15 protein-coding genes are annotated in these 25,694 nt (G+C 68.4%); 6 read left to right on the forward strand and 9 right to left on the reverse strand.

Going from position 1 to position 25,694, the window contains the following annotated elements:
• Positions 1-29 precede the first annotated feature (29 nt).
• The 4 genes from FB563_RS03985 to FB563_RS04000 all read right to left on the reverse strand — a co-directional run bounded on the left by FB563_RS03985 (position 30) and on the right by FB563_RS04000 (position 4,729).
• On the reverse strand, positions 30-1,322 hold the full coding sequence (locus tag FB563_RS03985; RefSeq protein ID WP_055706662.1) for a sugar ABC transporter permease: 1,293 nt from the start codon (positions 1,320-1,322) through the stop codon (positions 30-32).
• The gene (locus tag FB563_RS03990; protein WP_055706661.1) at positions 1,319-2,110 is read right to left on the reverse strand and encodes an ATP-binding cassette domain-containing protein; all 792 of its coding nucleotides are present in this window, start codon (positions 2,108-2,110) and stop codon (positions 1,319-1,321) included. Before FB563_RS03990 ends, FB563_RS03985 begins: the two co-directional genes overlap by 4 nt.
• Before the next feature lie 185 nt (positions 2,111-2,295).
• Positions 2,296-3,396 carry a sugar ABC transporter substrate-binding protein gene (locus FB563_RS03995; protein WP_055706660.1) on the reverse strand — a complete coding sequence of 367 codons (1,101 nt, stop codon included), beginning with the start codon at positions 3,394-3,396 and terminating at the stop codon, positions 2,296-2,298.
• Between the two features lie 133 nt (positions 3,397-3,529).
• Complete coding sequence (locus FB563_RS04000; RefSeq protein ID WP_055706659.1) at positions 3,530-4,729, reverse strand: ROK family transcriptional regulator; 1,200 nt, start codon at positions 4,727-4,729, stop codon at positions 3,530-3,532.
• Between the two features lie 267 nt (positions 4,730-4,996).
• Between FB563_RS04000 and FB563_RS04005 the strand changes: the two genes are divergently transcribed.
• Positions 4,997-6,409, forward strand: coding sequence for a condensation domain-containing protein (locus FB563_RS04005; protein WP_142218467.1), 1,413 nt, complete (start codon positions 4,997-4,999; stop codon positions 6,407-6,409).
• A gap of 77 nt (positions 6,410-6,486) precedes the next feature.
• Here FB563_RS04005 and FB563_RS42745 read toward each other — a convergent pair whose 3' ends face one another.
• On the reverse strand, positions 6,487-6,678 hold the full coding sequence (locus FB563_RS42745; protein WP_167528463.1) for a peptide ligase PGM1-related protein: 192 nt from the start codon (positions 6,676-6,678) through the stop codon (positions 6,487-6,489).
• Positions 6,679-6,690: 12 nt separating this feature from the next.
• On the opposite strand from FB563_RS42745, the gene FB563_RS42750 reads away from it, so the two are divergent.
• Positions 6,691-7,464: an LLM class flavin-dependent oxidoreductase gene (locus tag FB563_RS42750; protein WP_055706657.1), complete on the forward strand. Its 774-nt coding sequence runs from the start codon at positions 6,691-6,693 to the stop codon at positions 7,462-7,464.
• Here the strand turns inward: FB563_RS42750 and FB563_RS04015 are convergent.
• From FB563_RS04015 to ngcE, 3 genes are read right to left on the reverse strand one after another with little or no spacing between them, the layout of a single operon-like run.
• Entirely contained in the window at positions 7,442-8,365 is a 924-nt protein-coding gene (locus tag FB563_RS04015; protein ID WP_055706656.1) for a carbohydrate ABC transporter permease, read from the reverse strand. The two genes, FB563_RS42750 and FB563_RS04015, sit on opposite strands and share 23 nt — an antisense overlap.
• A gap of 4 nt (positions 8,366-8,369) precedes the next feature.
• Entirely contained in the window at positions 8,370-9,296 is a 927-nt protein-coding gene (locus FB563_RS04020; RefSeq protein ID WP_055706655.1) for a carbohydrate ABC transporter permease, read from the reverse strand.
• A gap of 30 nt (positions 9,297-9,326) precedes the next feature.
• The gene (ngcE, locus tag FB563_RS04025; RefSeq protein ID WP_055706654.1) at positions 9,327-10,778 is read right to left on the reverse strand and encodes an N-acetylglucosamine/diacetylchitobiose ABC transporter substrate-binding protein; all 1,452 of its coding nucleotides are present in this window, start codon (positions 10,776-10,778) and stop codon (positions 9,327-9,329) included.
• A 950-nt stretch (positions 10,779-11,728) separates the two neighbouring features.
• Here ngcE and FB563_RS04030 point away from each other — a divergent pair.
• Both FB563_RS04030 and FB563_RS04035 read left to right on the forward strand, forming a co-directional pair.
• Complete coding sequence (locus FB563_RS04030) at positions 11,729-15,535, forward strand: GH92 family glycosyl hydrolase (RefSeq protein ID WP_234357780.1); 3,807 nt, start codon at positions 11,729-11,731, stop codon at positions 15,533-15,535.
• A gap of 454 nt (positions 15,536-15,989) precedes the next feature.
• A complete protein-coding gene (locus FB563_RS04035; RefSeq protein ID WP_079048806.1) occupies positions 15,990-18,656 on the forward strand; it encodes a SpoIIE family protein phosphatase in 2,667 nt (888 codons plus the stop codon).
• Positions 18,657-18,912: 256 nt separating this feature from the next.
• Here the strand turns inward: FB563_RS04035 and acnA are convergent, their stop codons facing one another.
• A complete protein-coding gene (acnA, locus tag FB563_RS04040) occupies positions 18,913-21,630 on the reverse strand; it encodes an aconitate hydratase AcnA (RefSeq protein ID WP_055706651.1) in 2,718 nt (905 codons plus the stop codon).
• Positions 21,631-22,013: 383 nt separating this feature from the next.
• Here acnA and FB563_RS04045 point away from each other — a divergent pair, with 383 nt between their 5' ends.
• The gene (locus tag FB563_RS04045) at positions 22,014-23,543 is read left to right on the forward strand and encodes a helix-turn-helix domain-containing protein (RefSeq protein WP_055706650.1); all 1,530 of its coding nucleotides are present in this window, start codon (positions 22,014-22,016) and stop codon (positions 23,541-23,543) included.
• 953 nt (positions 23,544-24,496) lie between these two features.
• Positions 24,497-25,651, forward strand: a complete 1,155-nt coding sequence (locus FB563_RS04055; protein WP_159045517.1) for an MFS transporter — start codon at positions 24,497-24,499, stop codon at positions 25,649-25,651.
• Positions 25,652-25,694 lie beyond the last annotated feature (43 nt).

Here is a 25,694-nt window from a genome sequence, read left to right on the forward strand (position 1 = left end):
GGCGCTGTTCGACCTACGAAGACCAGGCGTTACGCACGTCCCGCCGTCTTCTGCGTCTTGCGCGTCACCGCGTCGATCACCACCGTGGCCAACAGCACACCACCGGTGATCATGTACTGGACCGGCGAGGCGATGCCCTGCAGCGCGAGGCCGTACTGGATCGAGACGATCACCAGCACACCGAGGAGCGCGTTCCACGTGCGCCCACGCCCACCGAACAGGGACGTACCACCGATGACCGCGGCGGCGATCGCGTTCATCAGCAGGTCACCGCCGCCGGCGCCCTGGTTGGCGGACGCGATCTTGGAGGCGATGAACAGACCGCCGATCGCCGCGAACGTCCCGGAGATGGCGAACACCGAGATCCGGACCAGGTCCACGTTGATACCGGCACGGCGGGACGCCTCGACGCTGCCGCCGAGCGCGAAGACCTTGCGGCCGTACGAGGTGCGGCGCAGCACGAAGTCCGTGATGAACAGCACGGCGACGAAGACCACCACGGCCAGCGGCAGGCCCTTGTACTGGTTGAAGACGATCGCCGCGGCGAAGGACACGATGGCCAGCAGCACGGTGCGCAGGATCGTCTCGCTCAGCGGGCGGGACGGCACACCGGCGGCCTCGCGGCGCCTGTTGCCGAAGTAGGAGCTGAGGAAGAACAGCACCGTCACCCCGATGGCGAGGCCGTAGGCGGCGGCCACGTCGGAGAAGTAGTAGCTGGTCAGCTTGGCGACGACACCGGTGTCGTTCAGGTTGATCGTGCCGTTGTCGCCCAGGATCTTGAGCATGAGGCCGTTCCAGAACAGCAGACCGGCCAGGGTCACCGCGAACGCCGGCACGCCGATCTTCGCGAAGAAGAAGCCCTGCACGGCGCCCGCGACCGTCCCGGTGAGGATCGACAGCACCAGGGCCAGGATCTCGTTCATGCCGTGGGTGACGTTGAGCACCGCGAAGGTGGCGCCCGCGACACCGGAGAGCGAACCGACCGACAGGTCGATCTCGCCGAGCAGCAGGACGAACACGATACCGACGGCGATCATGCCCGTGCCGACCATGGCCACGGAGATGTCGGAGAGGTTGCCCGCGGTCAGGAAGTTGGAGTTCAGGCTCTGGAAGATGATCCAGATGACGGCCAGGCCGATGACGACCGGGATGGAGCCGAGGTCACCGGCTTTCATCTTGCGCTTGAACTCGGTGACATAGCCCGCGAGGCCCTGCTCGCGCACCAGCAGACGGGGATCGACGGCGACGTCGGAGCCGCGTGCCGCCTCGGGGTTCTCCACGGGCACGTCCTCGGGGGGCGTGGAGGTCTTGTCGATGCTCACTTCTTGATCTCCCCATTGCTGCGCGCCGCACGACGGGTCACGGCGTTGTCCGTGGCGCCGGTGATGGCGGAGATGATCTCTTCCTGCGAGGTCGACTTGACCTCGAAGACGCCGTTGTTCTTGCCCAGACGCAGCACCGCCACCTTGTCGGCGACGGCCTTCACGTCGGCCATGTTGTGGCTGATGAGGATCACGGCGTGACCGCGCTCCCGCAGCCGTTCCACCAGGTCGAGGACCTGGGCGGTCTGCTCGACGCCGAGGGCTGCGGTGGGCTCGTCGAGGATGACCAGCTTGGGCTCGCCGAGCATGGAGCGGGCGATGGCCACGACCTGGCGCTGGCCGCCGGAGAGGGAGGCGATCGGGATGCGGACGCTGGGGATGCGGATGGAGAGCTGGTCCAGCAGCTCGCGCGAGCGCCGCTCCATCTCGACCTCGTCCAGCACACCGCGGCGGCGGATCTCCCGGCCGAGGAACAGGTTGCCGACGACGTCGATGTTGTCGCACAGCGCGAGGTCCTGGTACACCGTCGCGATGCCCAGGTTCTGGGCGTCGTGCGGCTTGTTGACCTGGACGGCCTTGCCGTCCCATTCGATGACGCCCTCATCGATGGGGTGCACGCCGGCGATCGTCTTGACCAGCGTGGACTTTCCGGCGCCGTTGTCGCCCACCAGGGCGACCACCTCACCGGCGTGGACCTCAAGCTCTACGTCGGTGAGCGCCTGAACGGCACCGAACCGCTTGGAGACCCCGCGCAACGCCAGCACGGGCGTAGCGGACACGTGAACCATCTCCTTCGCCGCCTGACCCGGCGGGAGGTTGTGCAGAAGTTTGGGGGGTAGTTCCGTCCGGCGCCCCGCACCGAGCTTGCGGGGCTGTTTGTGTGTGCGGGGCACCGGAGGAGCTTGTGGGCGCCTTCCTCCCGCTGGGGAGATTCAAGGGCGAATTCCCCTAGTCGGAAAGGCGCGTCGGCTGCTTACTTCAGACCGATCTTGTCGCAGGCGGCCTTGTACTGCGAGGTGCAGATGTCGGCGACCGTGTAGACGCCGTCCTTGATGACGGTGTCCTTGATGTTGTCCTTGGTCAGCGCGGTGACGGGCACCAGGACCGAGGGCACCTGCTTGGTGGTCGGGCTGTCGACCTTGTCCTTGGCGACGGAGTCGAGCGACTTGCCCTGGGCGAGGTCCACGGCCATCTCGGCGGCGGCGGCGGCCTCGGGAGCGTACGGCTTGTAGACGCTCATGTACTGCTCACCGGCGACGATGCGCTGGACACCCGCGAGCTCCGCGTCCTGGCCGGTGACCGGGATGTTGGAGATGCCGGCCTGCTTGAGGGCGGTGATGATACCGCCGGCCATGCCGTCGTTGGCGGAGTAGACGCCGATGATGTTCTTCTTGCCCAGAGCGGAGATGGCGCCCTCCATGTTGGAGTTGGCGTTCTCCGGCTTCCACTCCTTGGTGTCGTACTCCTTGCCGACGTTCACCTTGCCGTTGAGCACCTCGTGGGCACCCTTCTTGAACTGCGCGGCGTTCGGGTCGGTGGAGGAACCGTTCATCATGACGATCTTGCCGGACTTGGCCTTGGAACCCAGGGCCTTCAGCAGGGCCTCGCCCTGGGTCTTGCCGACCGTCTCGTTGTCGAACGAGGTGTACGCGTCGATCGGGCCCTGCGCCAGGCGGTCGTAGGCGACGACCGGGATGCCGGCGCTCTTGGCCTTCTGGACCGAGTTCTTGATGGCCGCGGCGTCCACAGCGTCGACGATCAGCACGTCCACCTTGTTGGTGATCATGGTGTCGACCTGCTGGTTCTGCAGGGTCGCGTCCTGCTTGGCGTTGGCGTAGACGACCTTGCCCTTGCCGCCCGTGAGCTCCTGGACCTTCTTCTCGATCAAGGGCTTGTCGAACTTCTCGTAACGGGCGGTCTGGTTCTCCGGCAGGAGCAGACCGACCGTGATCGCGTCGCCCTTCTTGGGGCCGGACGACTTGGTGGAGCCACCGCCGGACTCCTTGGCGCTGCCACAGGCGGCGAGAGAGACGGCCATGGCACCAGCAGCAACGGCGAAGGCCGCACGACGCATACGCGTGTTCACTTCAGAAACCTCCCTGACGAGGCCGCGTCGTTGCGGCCGAGGTGGCTGGAAGTCAACTCGGCCACACGTGCGACGTCAAGAAGTAAATCCTTAACGAGATGGCAACGGTGCCATCCGTTCTCTAAGTGAAGGCAGGGGCTGCCACGGGCAGCGAGCCGTCCAAAAGTGTCGAATCGCCCATCTCGCTGAGGGCGAGGGCAAGCGCTCCGAGCACCTCGGCGCGACCGCCAAGTGCCCCGGGGAGAACGGACAGTTGACGCGCCGCGCTGGGGATGGCGTAGCGGCCGACGGACTCCCTGATCGGCCCGAGCACCAGCTCACCGGCCTCGGCGAGATCACCGCCGAGGACCACCCGGCTCGGGTTGAGGAGATTGCAGAGATTGGCCACTCCACTGCCGATGTGGCGGCCGACGTCGGCGATCACCCGACGGCAGCCCGGGTCTCCGTCCCTGGCCAGCCGTACGACGCCTTCCATGGTCAGGTCGGGGCCGTGGCTGGGCTGGAGCAGCGGGAGCACATACCGCGCGGCCGCGAACGTCTCCAGGCAGCCGCGGTTCCCGCAACGGCAGACCGGGCCGGATTCGTCGAGTGTAATATGACCGATTTCTCCGGCCGTGCCGCCCGGGCCGCGGTAGATCTTCCCGTCGATCACCAGACCGGCGCCGACACCGCTCGCGACCTTGATGTACGCCAGGTCACGGACGCCCTTGCCGCTGCCCCAGACCAGCTCGCCGAGGGCTCCGAGGTTGGCGTCGTTGTCCACGTACACGGGCACGCCGAGCCGCTCGCGCAGCTCCTCGGCGGGCTTGGTACCGCCCCAGCCGGGCAGGATCGCGGTGGACCCGAGGGTCCCCGACTCCACGTCGATCGGGCCCGGCACGCCGAGCCCCACGCCGGCCACCTTGGACCGGTTCACACCCGTTGCCGCGATCAGGCGGCTGACCAGCTCCTCCGCCCGGTCGAAACCCTGGGCCGCGGAGGCGTCGACGTCCAGCGGCTCGGCCTCCTCGGCCAGCACCTGGTGGGCGAGGTTCCCGATCGCGACGCGCAGATGGGTGTGCCCGAAGTCGACGCCGATCACGATCCCGGCGTCCCCGCTCAGGCTGACGCTGCGGGCCCGCCGCCCGCCCGCCGAGGTGGGCGTGACCTCGACGGTTCCGCCGTCCTTCAGCTCCCGCACGATGTTGGAGACGGTCGCGGCGGACAGACCGGTCGTCCGCGCGATCTCCGCCTGCGTGAGGGACCCGGCCAAGCGCACGGCCCGTACGACCCGCTCCAGGTTGGCTCGGTGCAGCGACGACTGCGACCCTGGAGTCTCCACGACGACCTCCTGAGCGCGGGGCCGCTTCGGCGAGGCCCCGCGTATGTCCAACTAGTGAACTCTAAGCTGAGCCGTTCGCGGTGTCTTACGTCAAGAGGTTGAACCGTCGGGTATCCCTCGCGGTGCCCCTCCTCACCTGTCGGCCCGAGTCCTGCCCACCGGGGCGCGGGCGGACGGACGGGACACGTCACGGCGGGAACAGACGGACCCCAAAAAGCCGCCGCATTCCTCCATGGCCCATTTTCGAGGGCGGGCCTGAGTATTTCCTTGACAGCACTGACAATCCACTTGGAGAATCCCCGCACACCGAATAGTGCAGCGGCTGACCGAGGGAGCTCAATGTTTGCCATCCCCCTGACCGCCGAGCAGGAAAGCATGTTGTTCCTGAACGGGATTTTCGGACCCGGAATCTTCCACAACATCAGCTTCGGTCTGCCGGTTCCGGACAGCGTGGACGACGATGCCGTCGCGGCGGCGGCAGGGCGGCTCGTAGCGCGGCACGATTCCCTGCGCACCTCATTGATCGGCACGTCAACCTTGGTTCAGGGCCTGCACTCCGAGATACCCGTGCTGCACCGGACGCCGGCCGCGCCGCAGGACACGGCGGCCGCCGTGATCCGGCGCAGAAACACCCTGCGGGACGTCAAGACGTCCACGGGGCCCGTGCACCTCGAACTCGTTGGAGAATCCGGCGGTGCATCGCGCCAGCTCCTCGGAATGGTCGACCATTTCGCGTCCGACGGTTATTCCACACGTATTCTGCATGCCGACCTGGAGGCGCTGCTGCGGGGCCGGGAACCGGCTCCCGTCGCCTCCTTCTGGGAACTGCAGCGGGCGCGGCGTGGGAAATCCGGCGGGGTCGAGCGGGAAATCGCCCACTGGACGGAGGCGCTGAGCGGGATCACCGGACTGAACGGCTTCATGCCGCGCGCCCTCGACCGCTCGGACTACATCTGTTCCCAGGTGGACCGGGACATCCCCGGCGAGGGTCCCGACCGTGCGGTGCGTCACCTGGTGGAGGTCTGCGGGGGCACTCCGTTCACCGTGATCGCGGTACTGCTGGCCGTGGCGTTGTGGCGCCGGACCGGGCGGCGGGACGTCCTGCTGAACACCCCCGTGTCGACCCGGAAGGACGCGGCCGACTGGAAGACGGTCGGCAATTTCGCCCTCGACCGGCCGATCCCCTGCCGGATCGACCCGGACCAGCCCGTCGCCGCGCTGGTCCGCCGCGTCCAGGTCGACACGCTTCAGGCAATGCGGCGCTGCCGGGTGAGCGTGCCCGAGCTGGCGTGCGAGGTGCCGGAGTACGCCGCATCCCTGCTCGCGCCCGGCGCGGACTACCTCCAGCTTCATGTCGACGTGGACGTGGACCCCGATGTGTCCCCGAGTTCGGCCTACTCGACCGAACCCGTCCGGCTGTGTCCCTTCCGGCCCGCCCACGACCTGACGGTCACCACCCTGCGCTTCGAGATCAGCCGGGCCGGACTCGCCACCCGCACCTTCTTCGGCGGACCGCCGGACGGGCTGGCACACGCGGCCGAACTGCTCACCGACGTCCTCGCCCTGCTGGAGACGGTGGGCGACGGCAGCGACACGACGGGCGCGCTCGCCGACACCCTGGACGTCCCAGGCAACCGCGCAGGCCGCCCGCCGGTGTCCCTGGAGGCCGACGGACACTGAGCCGGCCGGGCGCAGGAGCGACCGGCGCCCCGTCCCGGCCGCCCGCTCACCCACCGCACCGGACGGCGCCGTGGCGCTCAGCGCGAGGTGCCACGGGGCTGTCCGGGCGGGCGGGAGAACAGGGACTTCAGGGCCCGGTCCCGGTCCCACGCCGCCGCGAGGCTGTCGGCGACCACGCAGTACATGACGCCGCCGCTGCCGTCGAAGGCGTTGGTGAGAACGACACCCGTGCGGGTGTCGCCGTACAACCCGCGGCGGCGGCCCCCCACACCGTCGCGTCGATGGCGGCGGCATACGCGATGCTCTACGGTCGTCCGGTCCACTTCAACCTGGTGGCCGGTGCGCGGGGCGACGAGCTGCAGCGTACCGGGGATCCCCTCGACCACGACGAACGGTACGAACGGATGCGGGAGTTCGGCCACATCCTGCGGGCGCTGCTGCACGGCGAGGAGGTCGACGTGGCCGGCCGCCACTACACCTACCGCGGTCACCGGCTGCTGCCCCGGCCCGCCGTCCTCGAGCGGTGCCTGATCTTCGTCGCCGGTTCCTCCCCCGCCGGGCTGAACGTGGCGCGGGACATCGCCGACGTCGTGGTCACCCATCCGGCGCCCTACCCCGACTGGCGGCGGGACTTCCTGGAACCACTGCGTGCCTCGGGCTACACCGGACAGCTGGGCATCCGGATCGGCATCGTGGCCGGTGCGGAGCGGGCGGACGCCTGGCACCGGGCCAGGGCCCGTTTCCCGCAGACCCGGCGGGGCCGGCAGGAGACGGTGCTGAAGACCAGGTCGCAGAACACCTGGTCACGGGAGCTGGCGGCGCGCGCGGTGGCGGAGGACGAGGAGCCGGCCGACCCGTACTGGCTCGGCGCCTTCCGCAGCGGCCGCGCCAGCGCCCCGTTCCTCGTGGGCACCCATGAGGAGGTCGGGGCGAGGCCGGCGGAGTACACCCGGGCCGGGGTCAGCCATGTCCTGCTGAACGGCAGCTACGAGGACGACCACCCGGACATCAACCGGGCGATCCGCGCGGCCGCTACTTCAGCGCCCCTGCGGTGAGTCCCTGCACCACCTGGCGCTGGAAGACGATGTACGCCCCGAGCACCGGCAGCATGGCCATCACCAGGCCGGCGAAGAGGCCGGACCAGTCGCCCTTGTAGCCCTGGCTGACCGCCAGCTGGACCAGGCCCTGGGTGAGCACCTTTTTGTCGGGGTCGGTGTTCAGGACCGTGGGCAGCATGTACTGGTTCCACTGGCCCAGGAAGTTGAAGATCCCGACGCTGATCAGACCGGGCTTCGCCATGGGAAGCATGATCTGGAAGAACGTACGCGCGTGCGAAGCGCCGTCCACGAAGGCCGCCTCCGCCACCGAGGTCGGCAGGGTGCGGAAGAAGGCCGTGAGGAAGAAGACCGTGAACGGCAGCGAGTACGCGATGTAGACCAGGATCAGGCCGTGGATCGTGTTCAGCAGGCCCATGTTGTTCACGACGTAGAACAGCGGCACCAGCGCGAGCATGATCGGGAAGCTCATGCCGCCGATGAACAGGTAGTAGATGAAGCGGTTGCCCGGGAAGTCGAAGCGGGCGAGGACGTAGGCCGCCATGGAGCCGAGCGCCAGGGTGCCGATGAGCGAGCCCCCGACCACCAGGACGGTGTTCAGGAAGTAGTCGCTCATGTTGGCCTGGGTCCAGGCCCGCGACCAGTTGTCGAAGTGCAGGTGGGTCGGCAGGGACCAGGGCGAGTCGAAGATGGACCTGTCGTCCTTGAAAGACGTCATCACCGCCCACAGCAGCGGCATGACCACCATGATCGCCCAGGTGATCAGCACGCCGTGGGAGAAGACGTTGAGGACACCGCCCTCCTTCTTCTGCCGGGCGGGCTTCGGGGCCGGTACGTCGACCTTGGAGACGGTGGCGCCGGACTCGGCCGGCAGCGGGGCGGGGGTCTCGGTCGTCTTCATGGCTTCAGAACTCCAGCCGCTCGCGACGGCCCAACCGCATCACGATCGCCGCGAACGCGAGCGTGACGACGAGCAGGGCGACGCCGATGGTGGTGGCGTAGGCGGCCTGACCGTCCCGGAACGCCTTCTGGTACACGTACAGGACCATCACCGTGGTCGAGTAGTCGGGCCCGCCCGGTCCGGTCGTCATGATCTGAACGACGGCGAACGACTCGGCGCCGAGCGCGAGGATGCCCATGTAGACCCAGCCGGACTGCACGGTGTCCCACAGCAGCGGCAGGGTGATGCGGAAGAAGGTGGTGAAGCGGCTCGCGCCGTCCAGCAGGGCCGCCTCGTACAGCTCGGCCGGGATCGAGGCCATGCCCGCCGAGAACAGGACCACGAAGAAACCGACCGTGGACCACACCAGGACCGCCATCACGCACCACAGGGCGAGGCTCGGGTCGCCCAGCCACAGCGGCTGGACGTGGTCGAGGCCGATCCCGCGCAGGATCGAGTTGATCGCGCCGCTGTCCGGGTTGTACGCGAAGGCGAACAGCAGCGACACGATCGCGATGGACAGCACCTGCGGGAAGAAGTAGACGATCTTGTAGAAGGACGAGCCCCGGACACCCGAGACCACGGGGCCGCCCCTTCTCCGCCGTCCGCCCACATTGATCATGAAGGCGAAGAACAGCGCCAGACTGATCGTCACCAGCGGGAGCACCAGGGCGAACAGCAGACTGTGCTGCAACGACTTCCAGAAGATGTCGTCGTCGAGCATCCTCTTGTAGTTGTCGAAGCCGACCATCTTGAAATCGGGGCTCAGGCCGGTCCAGTCCGTGAACGAGTAATAGATGGACTGGATGAACGGCCACACCACGAAGAGCGCGTACAGTCCCAGGGGCAGAACCAGAAACCCCACGATGAACCGGTACTTGCCGTGCTGCATCGCCACTCCGGTGCGTTGAAAAGGTGCTGCTTACTGGTGCTTGTAGTGCTTGATGGACGTGTCCTTGGCCGCCTCGTCGGCGAATCCCTGGATCTTCTTGACGGCCTCGGCCGGGGTGAGCCGGCCGGCCATCATCTCGCCGAGACCGGCGACACCGATCTTCTCCTTCTGCAGCTGCACATACCAGTCCTGCAGCCGGGGATTCACCACGTTGGATCCGGCCAGCTTGAGCGCCGCCACACCCGACGTCAGGCCGGGGGTGAGGGTGATGCCGGTGGTGCCGCCGTTGTACGCGGTCAGCGACTTCACCTTGGCGGTGAAGTTCTTCGAGGACGCCTCGGAGAGCATGATGCGCAGCTGCTCCATACCGCCCTCGGCGTTCGCGGCCTTGGCCGGCACGATGAACGGCTCACCGCCGGACGCCCAGATGGTGCCGAACGGCATCTTGTCGGAGCTGTCGATGCCGGACGGCGCGGAGACAGCCAGGTTGAAGTCCTTCGGAATGACGTTGGCCGACTCGTTCTCCACCCAGGAGCCGTTCGGAATGAACAGCGCCTTGCCCTGGGCCCAGGCGGTCTGCGACTGGATGTGGTCCAGGCCCGGAGTGCCCTGGAGGATGTAGCCCTTCTTGTACAGCTCGTAGTACGCCTCGAAACAGGCCTTGACGGCCGGGTGCTTCCAGGCGTTGGGCTCCAGGTTGTCGATCGCGTTCAGGACGTCGACGCCGCCGACCTTGCCGATCATCGGGTAGAGCGAGAAGGGGATGTAGTACGGGTACTTGCCCGCGTACGTCCAGCCCGCCATGCCCTTCTTCTTGGCCTTCTCGCAGACCTTGAGCATCTCGTCCCAGGTCTCCGGGTACTTTTCGTCGAGCGAGTCCAGGGCCTTCTGCGAGTACCAGACGCCGTACACCGTGTAGGCGTAGTAGAGGATCCAGACCGGCTTGCCGTCGAACTGGCCCATCTCCACGATGCCGGGGCGCAGCGTGTCGCGGACCTTCTTGCTCGGGTCGTCGTACGACGGGGCGTCCAGCAGCGGGGTGAGGTCGGCCAGCTGGTTCTTGCCGACGAGCACGCCCATGTCCATCTGCTCGGCGCCGGAGTTGTCGATGAGGTCCGGCGGGTTGCCCTGGTTGAAGCGGGGCTGCAGGGTGGACTGGATCTTCTGGGTGGCCGAGAACTTCACTTGCGCCTTGGGGAAGTCCTTCTCGTAGATCTTCACCGCGTCCTGAGCGTACTCCTTGCCGAAGCCGCCGTCGAAGAGGACGAATTCCATCGTGGCGGTCTCGTTGACGCCGAGCGGGTTCTTGGCGGTCTTCTTCCCCGCCTTGTCCTTCTTCTGCCCGCCCCCGCCGCTGCTGGCACAGGCGGACAGCAGGCTCATTCCGGGGACCGCGACCAAGCCCAGCGCGGCCGAACGCTTGATCAGACTGCGGCGGCCGACACCTTCGGAACCGCTGTTCTCGGCGGAAGTGAATTCCATCAGATTCCTCTCAAGGGAACGACCGACCGCAGCCGGTGGGGGAACCGCATCGTCAGCCGCGCCACGGCGTGGTGCGGGGCGGGGCAGGCGACAGCTACAAAACGTGTGCGAAGAGAAACGGACCGCCTGTACGGAGCCGGTGTGGCCGCAGGCAGGAGGCTTCGCCCGCCCTCCGCTGGTGTGCCCGGCCTCGGGCGGCATGTGGTGTGCCGCCCGTATTCCAAGCGTTCTCCCGCCGCTTGGACACCTTTCGCGAGCGCATCCGCAAGCGGTCGGGGAAACACCGGGCAGCCGCCCGGAAAGTCGCCGGGCGCGCTCCGAAGCCCAAGCCCGACCGGGTCAACGACGGCGCGTTCCTTCCGGACAGGACCGCCGCCGGGGCCGGATTCAACCGCAGTATTCCGGACGCGGGTTGGGGGCCGTTCCTGAGGATCCTGGCGAACGAGGCTGAGCGTGCCGGTTCTCTCGTGATCCCGGTGGACGCCCGCGACAGGGCTGGGCCGGCCCTCTGCGACGCCGATCGGCCGGCGGCGTGGGAAGCCCGCGCGTCGACGCGTGGGTGGAGTCACGCTCAAGTCCTCGCTCTCTCCAGGACTCAGGCGGTGCACCGGATCCTCCCCGGCACCGCTGTCGGGTCAAGCTGGGTGGTGCAGGAAGTGCTCGTCCACATCTCGTGCCGGCCGGGTCTTGTACCGGGCGCCGACAGGTATAGTCCACTTCCCGCCAGCGGAGCAAGATCGAATGCAAGGTTCGACATGGGTCTTTTCCGAGTTGAGACCTCGCGGAAATAAGAGACCCCTGTGAAGCCCCTGGCAGAAAAACTCGCGACATAAGTGCCTGAATGCCACACCCAACACCCTTGACATCACCGGTCACTTGACGCCCTACTGGTTCCTGCGCACCGAAGTTGACAACGTTGTCCAGAGCGGGCGCAGGAGGGGAATCCGTAGATGCAGCGGAGAACTCGGCACAGATGGGGTCCGGCGGTCGTCCTCACGGCCGCCTTTGTCATGGCCGCCGGTGCCCAGGGCGCGGCGGTGGCCCTGCCCGCCAAGGCTCCGGCCGCCGCCCGGGAGTTCGCGTCCTCGTTCGAGCCGGGGGATCCGGCTCCGGACTGGCTCAATACCGTCGACACCGCGCCGGACGGCACCAAGCGCGCCTCGGGGGTCGACGGCGGCTACAGCACCGGCATACCGGGCAATGTGAACGACCATGTCACCGAGGTCCGGGCGAGCGGCGAGAACACGGGCGCGGGCGAGGTCAAGGAGAACCTGGTCGACGGCGAGCCGGGCACCAAGTGGCTGACCTTCCAGCCCACCGGCTGGGTGGAGTTCGACCTCGACAAACCCGTCAAGCTGGTGACGTACGCGCTGACCTCGGCCAACGACTACGCCGAGCGCGACCCCAGGGACTGGACGCTGCTCGGCTCCACCGACGGCAAGGACTGGAAGACGGTCGACAGCCGCGCGGGCGAGACCTTCTCCGAGCGCTTCCAGACCAGGTCCTACGACCTGGCCGAACCCGCCGAGTACCAGCACTTCCGGCTGGAGGTCACGAAGAACAACGGCGCTTCCGGCATCCTCCAGCTCGCCGATGTGCAGTTCTCCACCGGCGGCGGGGGCGGCCCGGTGCCGCAGGACATGCTGACGCTGGTCGACAAGGGCCCGACCGCCTCACCGACGGCCAAGGCCCGGGTCGGGTTCACCGGGAAGCGGGCGCTGCGCTACGCCGGGCGGCACACGGCGGCCGGCCGTGCGTACTCGTACAACAAGGTCTTCGACGTGCACGTGAAGGTCGGCGGCGACACACAGTTGTCGTACCGGATCTTCCCGCAGATGGCCGACGGCGACCGGGACTACGACGCCACCAATGTCTCCCTCGACGTGGCCTTCACCGACGGCACGTATCTCAGCGATCTGGGCGCGCTGGACCAGCACGGGTTCCCGCTGTCGCCGCGCGGGCAGGGCGAGTCGAAGTCGCTGTACGTCAACCAGTGGAACAACGTGGCCGCGCGGATCGGTTCGGTGGCGGCCGGCAGGACGGTCGACCGGATCCTGGTGGGGTACGACTCCCCCGCGGGACCGGCGAAGTTCCGGGGCTGGATCGACGACGTGTCCCTGAAACCGGTTCCGCCGGAGAAACCGAAGGCGCATCTGTCGGACTACGCGCTGACCACGCGCGGCACCAACTCCAGCGGCAGCTTCTCGCGCGGCAACAACTTCCCGGCGACCGCCCTGCCGCACGGTTTCAATTTCTGGACGCCGGTGACCAACGCGTCGTCGCTGAGCTGGCTGTACGAGTACGCGCATGCGAACAACGACGACAACCTGCCCACGATCCAGGCTTTCAGCGCGAGCCATGAGCCGAGCCCGTGGATGGGTGACCGGCAGACCTTCCAGGTGATGCCGTCGGCCGCGTCCGGCGCCCCGGACACCGGGCGCGAGGCGCGCGAGCTGCCGTTCCGGCACGAGAACGAGACCGCGCGGCCGTATTACTACGGGGTCCGTTTCGAAAACGGTCTCAAGGCCGAGATGACCCCGACCGACCACGCGGCGATGCTGCGCTTCACCTACCCCGGCGACGACGCGAGCGTGCTGTTCGACAACGTCACCGAGCAGGCAGGCCTGACGCTCGACAAGGAGAACGGGATCGTCACCGGTTACTCGGACGTGAAGTCGGGCCTGTCGACCGGCGCGACCCGGCTGTTCGTCTACGGCGAGTTCGACAAGCCGGTGACGGACAGCGGATCGAGCGGGGTGAAGGGCTACCTGCGTTTCGACGCCGGTTCGGATCGCACCGTCACGCTGCGCCTGGCGACCTCGCTGATCAGCATCGACCAGGCGAAGGACAACCTGCGCCAGGAGATCCCGGACGGCACCTCCTTCGACACGGTGAAGGACCGGGCGCAGCGCACCTGGGACGATCTGCTCGGCAAGGTCGAGGTGGAGGGGGCGACCCCGGACCAGCTGACCACGCTGTACTCCGGCATGTACCGGCTGTACCTGTACCCGAACTCGGGCTTCGAGAAGGTGGGTGACAAGGACCAGTACGCCTCCCCCTTCTCCCCCATGCCGAGCCAGGACACCCCGACCCACACCGGCGCGAAGATCGTGGACGGCAAGGTGTACGTCAACAACGGTTTCTGGGACACCTACCGGACGACATGGCCGGCGTACTCCTTCCTCACCCCGTCCCAGGCGGGCGAGATGGTCGACGGTTTCGTGCAGCAGTACAAGGACGGCGGCTGGACCTCGCGCTGGTCCTCGCCGGGGTACGCCGACCTGATGACCGGCACCTCCTCGGACGTGGCGTTCGCCGACGCCTATGTGAAGGGCGTGAAGTTCGACGCGAAGGCGGCCTACGACGCGGCCCTGAAGAACGCGACCGTGGTGCCGCCGATGTCGGGCGTGGGCCGCAAGGGCATGAGCACCTCGCCGTTCCTCGGTTACACCAGCACCGCGACCGACGAGGGCCTGTCCTGGGCGATGGAGGGCTACGTCAACGACTACGGCATCGCGAGGATGGGCGAGGCCCTGTACGAGAAGACGGGCGAGAAGCACTACAAGGAGGAGTCCGAGTACTTCCTCAACCGCGCCCGGGACTACGTCAATCTCTTCGACCCCAAGGCGGGGGGCTTCTTCCAGGGCCGGGACGCCAAGGGCGACTGGCGGGTGGACTCCTCGGCGTACGACCCGCGGGTATGGGGTTACGACTACACGGAGACGAACGGCTGGGGTTACGCCTTCAGCGTCCCGCAGGACAGCCGGGGCCTGGCCAACCTGTACGGCGGCCGGCAGGGCCTGGCCGAGAAGCTGGACGCGTTCTTCTCCACCCCGGAGACCGCTTCCCCCGACTACGTCGGCTCCTACGGCGGTGTGATACACGAGATGACCGAGGCGCGGGACGTCCGGATGGGCATGCTCGGCCAGTCCAACCAGGTCGCCCATCATGTGTCGTACATGTACGACGCGGCCGGCGAGCCCTGGAAGACGCAGGCGGCGGTCCGGGAGATCCTCTCCCGGCTCTACCTCGGCAGCGAGATCGGGCAGGGCTACCACGGCGACGAGGACAACGGCGAGCAGTCCGGCTGGTACCTGTTCTCCGCGCTCGGCTTCTATCCGCTGGTGATGGGCAGCGGCGAGTACGCCATCGGCTCGCCGTTGTTCAAGAAGGTCACCGTGCACCTGGAGAACGGCCGCGACCTGGTGATCAAGGCGCCGGACAACAGCGCCAGGAACGTGTACATCCAGGGCGTGACCTTCAACGGCCATCCCTGGACGTCGACTTCGCTCCCCCATTCGCTGCTGGCCAGGGGCGGGGTGCTGCAGTTCTCCATGGGCGCCAAGCCGTCGACGTGGGGCACGGGCAAGAACGCCGCCCCCGTCTCCATCACCCGGGACGACAAGGTGCCGGCGCCCCGCTCGGACGTCCTGAAGGGTGACGGCCCGCTCTTCGACAACACCTCGGCGACGGACGCCACGGTCACCTCGGTGGATCTGCCGGTGGACGGGGCGGTGAAGCCGGTCCAGTACACGCTGACCTCCTCGGCGGACCGCGGCAGGGCGCCGACCGGCTGGACCCTCCAGGGCTCCACGGACGGCACGACCTGGCAGACCCTGGACCACCGCTCCGGCGAGTCGTTCACCTGGGACCGTCAGACCCGGGCGTTCACCATCGCCGCGCCGGGGACGTACCCGAAGTACCGGCTTGTCCTGGACGGCGAGTCGACGCTGGCGGAGGTGGAGCTGCTGGCCTGAGCCGGGTACGGGGGGGAAGGGGCCGGCCCGTCCGGGTCCGCCCCTTCGTCCTGCGGTCGGACAGGCGGTGGCCCGCCGGGGCTGCGGCTCCCCTTCCTCGGGATCACCCGGTCGGGCTACCCGAAGTCCATTGACATCGTTGTCGGTCAGCGCGGTAGAGTCATGTACAGACCATACGACAACGTTGTCGCACATGTGCCCTACCTCACAGGCCACCCTCACCCGGACGGGTTTCCCGACACCCCCCTCACCCGCCCGGCTCGCGGACCCGGTGCACATGAACACCGGGTCCGCCCAGAGCTGTTCGCGGTCCGGGCGCCGATTTTCCTCATCCGCCTCGGACCCGCGGCCCGCGCTCGCGACCAGGGAGGATGCGCCCCGATCGGGGTGGAACACGCGTCCGGCTCGCGGACAGGCCATAGCCACCCGCTGAACCCGGTGCTACAAATGCGGCATGTCGGACATGACTGACCGACCCAGGCGTCTCCCCTGGCGCTCCGTGATCGGCAAGAGCCCGCGAAGCGTCGCCGGGCAGGTCTTCGTCCTGCAGGTGGCGCTGGTCGCGGTGCTCGTGGTCTGCGGGGTCCTCGCCCTCGTCCTGCAGTCGCAGCGGGACACCGGCAGCGAGGCCAGGCGCCGGTCCATCGCCGTCGCCCAGACCTTCGCGCACTCCCCCGGCATCCTGCAGGCGCTGAAGACGCCGCAGCCGTCCAAGATCCTCCAGCCGCTCACCGAGGCGGCCCGCAAGTCGTCGGGCGTCGACTTCATCGTGGTCATGGACACCCACGGCATCCGCTACACCCACCCGATCCCGAGCAAGATCGGGCACCGGTTCGTGGGCACGATCGGGCCGTCGCTGGCCGGCAAGGTGTACACCGAGAGCGTCCACGGCCCGCTCGGCCACGAGGAACAGGCGACCGTTCCGGTCGACGACACCCGCGGCAAGGTCGTCGCTCTCGTCTCCGCAGGGCTGAAGGTCAAGAACGTCACCAGCGAGGTGAACCGGCAGCTGCCGCTCATCCTGGCCTCAGGGGGCGTGGCGCTCGCACTGTCGACCGGGGGCACCGCACTGGTGGGCCGGCGGCTGCGCAGGCAGACCCACAGCCTGGCCCCGGACGAGATGACCCGCATGTACGAGCACCACGACACGGTGCTGCACTCGGTGCGGGAAGGCGTGCTCATCGTCGGTGCCGACGGGCGGCTGCTGCTGGTCAACGACGAGGCCAGGCGGCTCCTCGAACTGCCCGCCGAGGCCGAGGGCCGGCCGGTCTCCGCGCTCGCGGGCCTCGAGCCGGAGATCGTGGAGCTGCTCGTCTCCGGGCGCGAGGCCACCGACGAGGTGCTGTTCGCCGGAGAACGGCTGCTGGCGGTCAACCAGCGGCCCACGGACCGGGCCGGATGCCCTGGAGGGACCGTGGTGACCCTCCGGGACTCCACCGAGCTCCAGGCACTGTCCGGACGCGCGAACGTCGCCAGGGAGCGGCTCAAGCTGCTGTACGACGCCGGTCTGGGCATCGGCAGCAGCCTCGACGTGACCCGTACGGCGGACGAGCTGGCGCGGATCGCCGTGCCGCGCTTCGCCGACTTCGTCACCGTGGACCTGGCCGACGCCGTGCTGCGCGGCGAGGAGCCGGCCGCCACCGCGACGGACATGCGGCGCATCGCCGTCCACGGCATCCGGGACGACCACCCGTTCTACGAGAAGGACCGGCTGATCGACTTCCTGCCGTCCACGCCCCAGGCACGGGGCTACGGCACCGGCCACTCGGAGCTGGTGACCGACCTGTCCGCCGTGGGGGACTGGCAGGCGCAGGACCCGGGGCGCGCCCAGGAGATCCTCGACTACGGCATCCAGTCGCTCATCGTCGCCCCGATCCGGGCCCGCGGTGTGGTGCTGGGCACGGCGACCTTCTGGCGCGCCAAGCGGGAGCTCTTCGAGGAGGAGGACCTGTCGCTGGCGGAGGAGCTGGTCGCGCGCGCCGCGGTCAGCATCGACAACGCCCGCCGGTACGCCCGTGAGCACGCGCTCGCGGTCACCCTGCAGCGCAGTCTGCTGCCGCGGGCGCTGCCCGAGCAGAGCGCACTGGACGTCGGTTACCGCTATCTGCCCGCGCAGTCGGGGGTCAGCGGGGACTGGTTCGACGTGATCCCGCTGCCGGGGAGCCGGGTGGCGCTGGTCGTCGGTGACGTGGTCGGCCACGGCCTGCACGCGGCCGCCACCATGGGACGGCTGCGCACCGCCGTGCACAACTTCGCCGCCCTCGACCTGCCGCCCGACGAGCTGCTGGGCCACCTGGACGACCTGGTCGGCCGCATCGACCAGGACGAGGCCGGTGCGGACGCGGCCGGGATCGCCGGCGCGACCTGCCTGTACGCGATCTACGACCCGGTGACGCGCCGCTGCACCATGGCGCGGGCGGGACACCTGGCACCCGCGCTGGTCCACCCCGACGGCAGCGCCACCTTCGCCGACGTACCGGCCGGGCCCCCGCTCGGCATCGGGGGCATGCCGTTCCAGACGGCGGAGCTCCAGCTGGCCGAGGGCACCGAGCTCGTGCTGTACACCGACGGTCTCATCGAGGACCGCGCCCGGGACCTGGACGAAGGCATGGAGCTGCTGCGGCAGGCCCTGGCGGGCCATCCCGGACGGCCACCGGACGAGAGCTGCCAGGCGGTGCTGGACGAGCTGCTGCCCGAGCGGCCCACGGACGACGTCGCGCTGCTCGTCGCGCGCACCCGGGCGCTGACGCCCGACCGGGTCGCCGTGTGGGACGTACCCCCCGATCCGGCGGCCGTGTCGGACATGCGCCTGGCCGTGTCCGGAAAGCTGGACGAGTGGGGCCTGGCCGAGCTGGGCTTCGCCACGGAACTGGTGCTCAGCGAGTTGGTCACCAACGCCATCCGCTACGGCGGCGAGCCGATCCGGGTGCGGCTGATCCGTGACCGCACGCTGCTCTGCGAGGTGGCCGACGGCAGCAACACCTCCCCGCACCTGCGGTACGCCGCGACCACCGACGAGGGCGGCCGTGGGCTGTTCCTGGTGTCGCAGATGACCGAGCGCTGGGGCGTCAGGTACAGCCCTCAGGGCAAGGTGATCTGGGCGGAGCAGGCACTGCCGTAGGGCACGGCCGGCTTCCCGGGCAGCATCCCGGCGACGGGAAGTTCGATACGGAACCCGGTGCGGCCCGGCGCGCTGTGCACGTCGATACGGCCCCGGTGACCCCGGTGATCGCCGCCGCCACCGCGAGGCCGAGCCCCGCGAAGCCCTCGCCGAGGCCCGTGCGGGTGCGGGAGGGATCGGCGCGGGTGAAGGGGGGACGGCGAAGGGCCGCACCCCCGGCACGGGGATGCGGCCCTGAACCGCTTGGCCCTGCCGCTCAGCTGCGGATCAGGTTGCGCAGCACGTACTGCATGATGCCGCCGTTGCGGTAGTAGTCGGCCTCACCGGGCGTGTCGATGCGGACGACCGCGTCGAACTCGACACCGGTGTCGGTGGTGACCTTGACCGTGCGCGGCGTGGTGCCGTCGTTCAGCTCGGTCACACCGGAGATGGAGAAGGTCTCCTCGCCGGTCAGGCCGAGGGACTGGGCCGAGGCGCCCTCCGGGAACTGCAGCGGCAGCACGCCCATGCCGATGAGGTTGGAGCGGTGGATGCGCTCGTACGACTCGGCGATGACCGCCTTCACACCGAGCAGCGCGGTGCCCTTGGCCGCCCAGTCGCGGGACGAACCGGAGCCGTACTCCTTGCCGGCCAGGACGACCAGCGGGATGCCCTGCTCGATGTAGTTGCGGGAGGCGTCGTAGATGAAGGAGACCGGGCCGCCCTCCTGCGTGAAGTCACGCGTGTAGCCGCCCTCGGTGCCCGGCGCGATCTGGTTGCGCAGGCGGATGTTGGCGAACGTACCGCGGATCATGACCTCGTGGTTGCCGCGGCGGGAGCCGTAGCTGTTGAAGTCGCGGCGCTCGACGCCGTGCTCCGTGAGGTACTGGCCGGCCGGGGTGTCGGCCTTGATGGCGCCGGCCGGGGAGATGTGGTCGGTGGTGACCGAGTCGCCGAGCTTGGCCAGGACGCGGGCGCCGGTGATGTCCTCGACCGGGGCCGGCTCCATGCCCATGCCCTCGAAGTACGGGGGCTTGCGGACGTAGGTGGACTGCGGGTCCCACTCGAAGGTGTTGCCGGTCGGGACCGGGAGGGACTGCCACTGTGCGTCGCCCGCGAAGACGTCCTGGTAGGACTTGGAGAACATGTCCTCGCCGATGGCGCTCGCGACGACGTCGTTGACCTCGGCCTCGGTCGGCCAGATGTCCTTCAGGTAGACCGGGTTGCCGTCCTGGTCGGTGCCCAGGGCGTCACGGGTGATGTCCACCTTCATGGAGCCCGCGATGGCGTAGGCGACGACCAGCGGCGGGGACGCCAGGTAGTTCATCTTGACGTCGGGGTTGATCCGGCCCTCGAAGTTCCGGTTGCCGGAGAGGACCGAGGTGACCGCGAGGTCGTGGTCGTTGACGGCCTTGGAGACCTCCTCCGGCAGCGGGCCGGAGTTGCCGATGCAGGTGGTGCAGCCGTAACCGACGAGGTTGAAGCCCAGCTTGTCCAGGTACGGGGTGAGGCCGGCCTTCTCGAAGTAGTCGGTGACGACCTTCGAACCCGGGGCGAGGGTGGACTTGACCCAGGGCTTGCGGGTCAGGCCCTTCTCGACCGCCTTCTTGGCGACCAGGGCGGCGCCGATCATGACGTACGGGTTGGAGGTGTTGGTGCAGGAGGTGATGGCCGCGACCGTCACCGCACCGTGGTCCAGCTCGTAGGTCGTGCCGTCGGGGGCGGTGACCGGAACCGGGTTGGACGGGAAGCCGTTGGGGTGGACGGCCGGGGCGTCGGAGGCCGGGAAGGACTCCTTGCCCGCCTCGTCGATGTCGTCCACGTAGTTGCGGACGTCCAGCTTGAACTGCTCGGCGGCGTTCGCGAGGACGATGCGGTCCTGCGGGCGCTTCGGGCCGGCGATGGACGGGACGACCGTGGACAGGTCCAGCTCGAGCTTCTCGGAGAAGTCCGGCTCGGCCTTCGGGTCCAGCCACAGGCCCTGCTGCTTGGCGTAGGCCTCGACGAGGGCGACCTGCTGGTCGGAGCGGCCGGTCAGGCGCAGGTAGTTCAGGGTCTCGTCGTCGATCGGGAAGATCGCGGCGGTGGAGCCGAACTCCGGGGACATGTTGCCGATGGTGGCGCGGTTGGCGAGGCTCGTGGCCGTCACACCCTCGCCGTAGAACTCCACGAACTTGCCGACCACACCGTGCTTGCGGAGCATCTCGGTGATGGTGAGCACGAGGTCGGTGGCGGTGGTGCCGGTGGGCAGCTCGCCGGTCAGCTTGAAGCCGACGACGCGCGGGATGAGCATGGAGACCGGCTGGCCGAGCATGGCGGCCTCGGCCTCGATGCCGCCGACGCCCCAGCCGAGGACGCCGAGGCCGTTGACCATCGTGGTGTGCGAGTCGGTGCCGACCAGGGTGTCCGGGTAGGCCTTGCCGTCGCGGACCATCACGACACGGGCCAGGTGCTCGATGTTCACCTGGTGGACGATGCCGGTGCCCGGGGGTACGACCTTGAACTCGTCGAAGGCGGTCTGGCCCCAGCGCAGGAACTGGTAGCGCTCCTTGTTGCGGCCGTACTCCAGCTCGACGTTCTGCTTGAAGGCTTCGTTGGTGCCGAACTTGTCGGCGATGACGGAGTGGTCGATGACCAGCTCGGCCGGCGCCAGCGGGTTGATCTTGGCCGGGTCGCCGCCGAGTTCCTTCACGGCCTCACGCATGGTCGCGAGGTCCACGACACAGGGCACGCCGGTGAAGTCCTGCATGATCACGCGGGCCGGCGTGAACTGGATCTCCCGGCTGGGCTGGGCCTGGGAGTCCCAGTTGCCGAGCGCGCGGATGTGGTCGGCGGTGATGTTCGCGCCGTCCTCCGTGCGGAGCAGGTTCTCCAGCAGCACCTTCAGGCTGTACGGAAGGCGAGCCGAGCCTTCCACCTTGTCCAGCCGGAAGATCTCGTACGACTCGTCGCCCACCTGCAGCGTGCTGCGGGCGTCGAAGCTGTTCGCCGACACGACAGTCTCCTTCATTGATGTGCGCGTACCACCGTCAATCCTGCCGCCACGCCGGTCCGGCCGATCCGCTAAGGTAAGGCTAAGTTAGGTAACCCTTAGTGGGTGGCGGCTGCGGTGCGCCTGGCAGATATCTCGATGTCGAGATAACTCTAGTACATGACCGCTGGATGGTCATGCCCGAACCACCCCGAGCGCGACCACCCCCCTTGGAGACGTCCACCTTCTCCGCCCATCAGTACGCCAAACAGGGGTAATCGGATGGAGAGCCCGTCCGCCGTCGACATTCCGGACAAACCGGTATTGCCGCTGGTCGGCTGACGTGCCGTCACCCGAATGGACCCCCCGGCCGGGCACCATCTCATATCTGAGATAACCTCAACCTCATGGCAGACGACTACCTCGTACGCATCGGCAAGCTCATCCGTGACGCCCGGCAACACCGGGGCTGGACACAGACGCAGCTCGCCGAGGCGCTCGGCACCAGTCAGAGCGCGGTCAACCGCATCGAGCGCGGGAACCAGAACATCAGCCTTGAGATGATCGCCCGCATCGGTGAGGCCCTGGACAGTGAGATCGTGTCGCTGGGGTACGCGGGCCCGATGCATCTGCGTGTGGTCGGCGGTCGCCGTCTGTCCGGTGCCATCGATGTGAAGACGAGCAAGAACGCGTGCGTCGCGCTGCTGTGCGCCTCGCTGCTCAACAAGGGGCGCACGGTGCTGCGCCGGGTCGCACGGATCGAGGAGGTGTACCGCCTGCTGGAGGTGCTCAACTCCATCGGCGTGCGCACCCGCTGGATCAACGACGGCGTCGACCTGGAACTGGTGCCGCCGGCCGAGCTGGAGATGGCGGCGATCGACGCGGAGGCCGCCGTGCGCACCCGCTCGATCATCATGTTCTTCGGCCCGCTGCTGCACCGTATGGACCACTTCAAGTTGCCGTACGCCGGCGGCTGTGACCTCGGCACGCGGACCATCGAACCGCACATGATCGCGTTGCGCCGGTTCGGTCTGGACATCGCGGCCACCGAGGGCCAGTACCACGCGCGGGTCGACCGCACGGTCCGCCCCGACCGGCCGATCGTACTGACCGAGCGCGGCGACACCGTGACCGAGAACGCGCTGCTGGCCGCCGCCCGGCACGACGGTGTGACGGTCATCCGCAACGCCTCCTCCAACTACATGGTCCAGGACCTGTGCTTCTTCCTGGAGGCCCTCGGCGTCAGGGTGGAGGGCATCGGCACCACCACGCTGACCGTGCACGGCGTGCCGAACATCGACGTCGACGTGGACTACTCCCCCTCCGAGGACCCGGTCGAGGCGATGAGCCTGCTGGCCGCCGCCGTGGTGACGGAGTCCGAACTGACCGTGCGCCGCGTCCCCATCGAGTTCCTGGAGATCGAGCTGGCGGTCCTGGAGGAGATGGGCCTCGACCACGACCGCAGCCCCGAGTACTTCGCGGACAACGGCCGTACGCGGCTGGTGGACCTCACCGTCCGCCCGTCCAAGCTCGAAGCGCCGATCGACAAGATCCACCCCATGCCCTTCCCGGGCCTGAACATCGACAACGTCCCGTTCTTCGCGGCGATCGCGGCCGTCGCGCAGGGCAAGACCCTCATCCACGACTGGGTCTACGACAACCGCGCGATCTACCTCACCGACCTCAACCGCCTGGGCGGACGCCTGCAGTTGCTGGACCCGCACCGGGTCCTGGTCGAGGGCCCGACCCGCTGGCGCGCCGCCGAGATGATGTGCCCGCCGGCCCTGCGCCCCGCCGTCGTCGTCCTGCTGGCCATGATGGCGGCCGAGGGCACGTCGGTGCTGCGCAACGTGTACGTCATCAACCGGGGTTACGAGGATCTCGCCGAGCGCCTGAACACCATCGGGGCGCAGATCGAAATCTTCCGGGACATTTGATACGACGATGCCCGCACCCTGTCTGACCTGCTATTCAGCGGGCCGGATGGGGTGCGGCGCTGATCCTGCCCGCCGTGGCACGGCTGAAGACGGACCGGCCGATGCTGCGTACGTCCCTGGCGAGGCCGATCCACCGGAGAGCTTCGCCATGGGGATGGCCGACCTGACGGAGGAGACCTGGATCTTCGCCGCTACCGGCATGCTTCATGACATCGGTGTGGCCGCCTGCGCGGCAGCCGGATTCACGCCGTAGGCGTCCCGCGCCATCGGGGACTGGGACGCCACGCTCTCCGCCGTCCGGATCGGCGATCCTCGGCCGGATCGTCCATGGGATGTGGAAAGGTACCGTCCACCAGTTGTTGATGGACCGTCATTGGGGCGGGCCCTCGGCCACACCTACGCGTCGGTCATGCTCGAGGCCGGCCAGTCGATCGTCTCGCCGGCGAACTGGCTAAGCCACTCCGACCCGGCCTTCACCCCCCGAACCTATACTCGCTTCGTGCCGCAGGCGGGCGCGCGTGAGCTTGCGGGCATTGACTCCTGGTTCGCCAGTCCGGCGGAAAGTCCCCGGGAAGTCCCCATTGGACCCCGCGAACATTGGCAGTGCAGAAACCGGAGCCGTCTTGGGGCCTGGCCTGCTCGGGGGCGGTGGGGGAAGGATGGGCCCTCGGGCCGTAAGGCCTCTCGGAGGTTCGAGGTGGCGGGGTAGCTGTTCACGTACCTCGAACGAGCGGACCGGCCCAGGTCGGATCTTGATCGCTGCGGGGTTCGCCGGCGGTAGTCCTCAATGCGCTGAGGTCTGATGTCTCGTCACGCGAACCATAGCCGAGCCCAGAGCTAGAATTCGAGGAAACTCTGTGGGAATCCGCTCCCTCATGCCTGCGCTACCCAAGACGCGGGCACCCCGGGCCGAAGGCTCCGGGGCGTCCGCGAACCACGCGGCCAGGCGGCTCGTGCCTCTGACACTGATCAACACATTCGGCAACGGTCTGTTCCGGGTGAACAGTGCGCTGTTCTTCACGCACGTCGGGGACATGACGGCGGCCCAGTTCGGCACAGGACTGGCTGCCGGCGGCGTTTGCGGCATCCTCGCCTCCGTGCCGTTCGGCCGGGCCTGCGACCGCTGGGGTGCCCGCCGTGTGCTGATGATCCTCTGGTCCGCGGAGGCCGTGGGGATCCTGGGTTATACGCAAGTTCATTCGTTCTGGCTGTTCCTCATGCTGATCTGCCCGATCACCGCGGTGGATCGCGGGGCAGTGGTCGCGTACCGGGCACTGCTGGCGACAGCGCTGCCACGGGACGGTGTGGTCAAGGCGCGGGCGAAGCTTCGAGCACTGGCGAATGTCGGGGTCGGGCTCGGCGCGGGCGTCGGCGGCCTTGCGCTCGCCGTGAACACGGCTACCGCCTACTTTGCCGTCATCGTCGCTGACTGTCTGACCTTCGTCGTCGCGGCGGCCCTGCTGGCCGGCCTTCCGATCACCTGGACGACCGCCGCCGCAGCCACCGGGCAAGACCGCCGACGCTCGGGCGTCCTACGGGATCGGCGTTATGTTCTATTCTGCGCGATATGCACGGTCCTGGCGCTTCAGTTCGGCATTTTCGAAGTCGGCCTGCCGCTGTGGGTGGTCCGCGACACGAGCGCACCGCGGGCGACCGTGGCGATGGCGCTCGTGCTGAACACAGCCCTCGTCGCCTTGCTCCAGGTTCGCCTCAGCAAGGGCACCGAGGACAGTGTCGGCGCCATCCGGGTCGGCGAGCGCGCTGGATGGCTGTTGGCCCTGGGCTGCGCAGTCTTCGTCGTGTCACGATCCGGGTCGGCGATCGCGGCGACGATCCTGGTCCTGGGCGCGGCGCTGGTCATGACGATCGCCGAGGTGTACTTCGCGGCCTCGAGTACCACGCTGAGCTACAACCTCGCACCCGACAGCCAAGCCGGCGCCTACCAGGGCCTGTTCCAATCAGGGACCTCCACAGCGACATCGCTTGCACCGGTGGTGATGACAAGCGGCGTGCTGCAGTTCCCGGTATGGGGCTGGCTGACCCTCGGCGGGGTTTTCGCCATCGCCGGGACTTCGCTCCGCTGGATTGACCCGGGCAAGGCCGAGTAGGTGGCCGCGTGCAGCGCCGACGGTCGCGCGTCCGCGGCCGACA

It is taken from the genome of Streptomyces puniciscabiei, assembly GCF_006715785.1.
Lineage (GTDB): Bacteria > Actinomycetota > Actinomycetes > Streptomycetales > Streptomycetaceae > Streptomyces > Streptomyces puniciscabiei.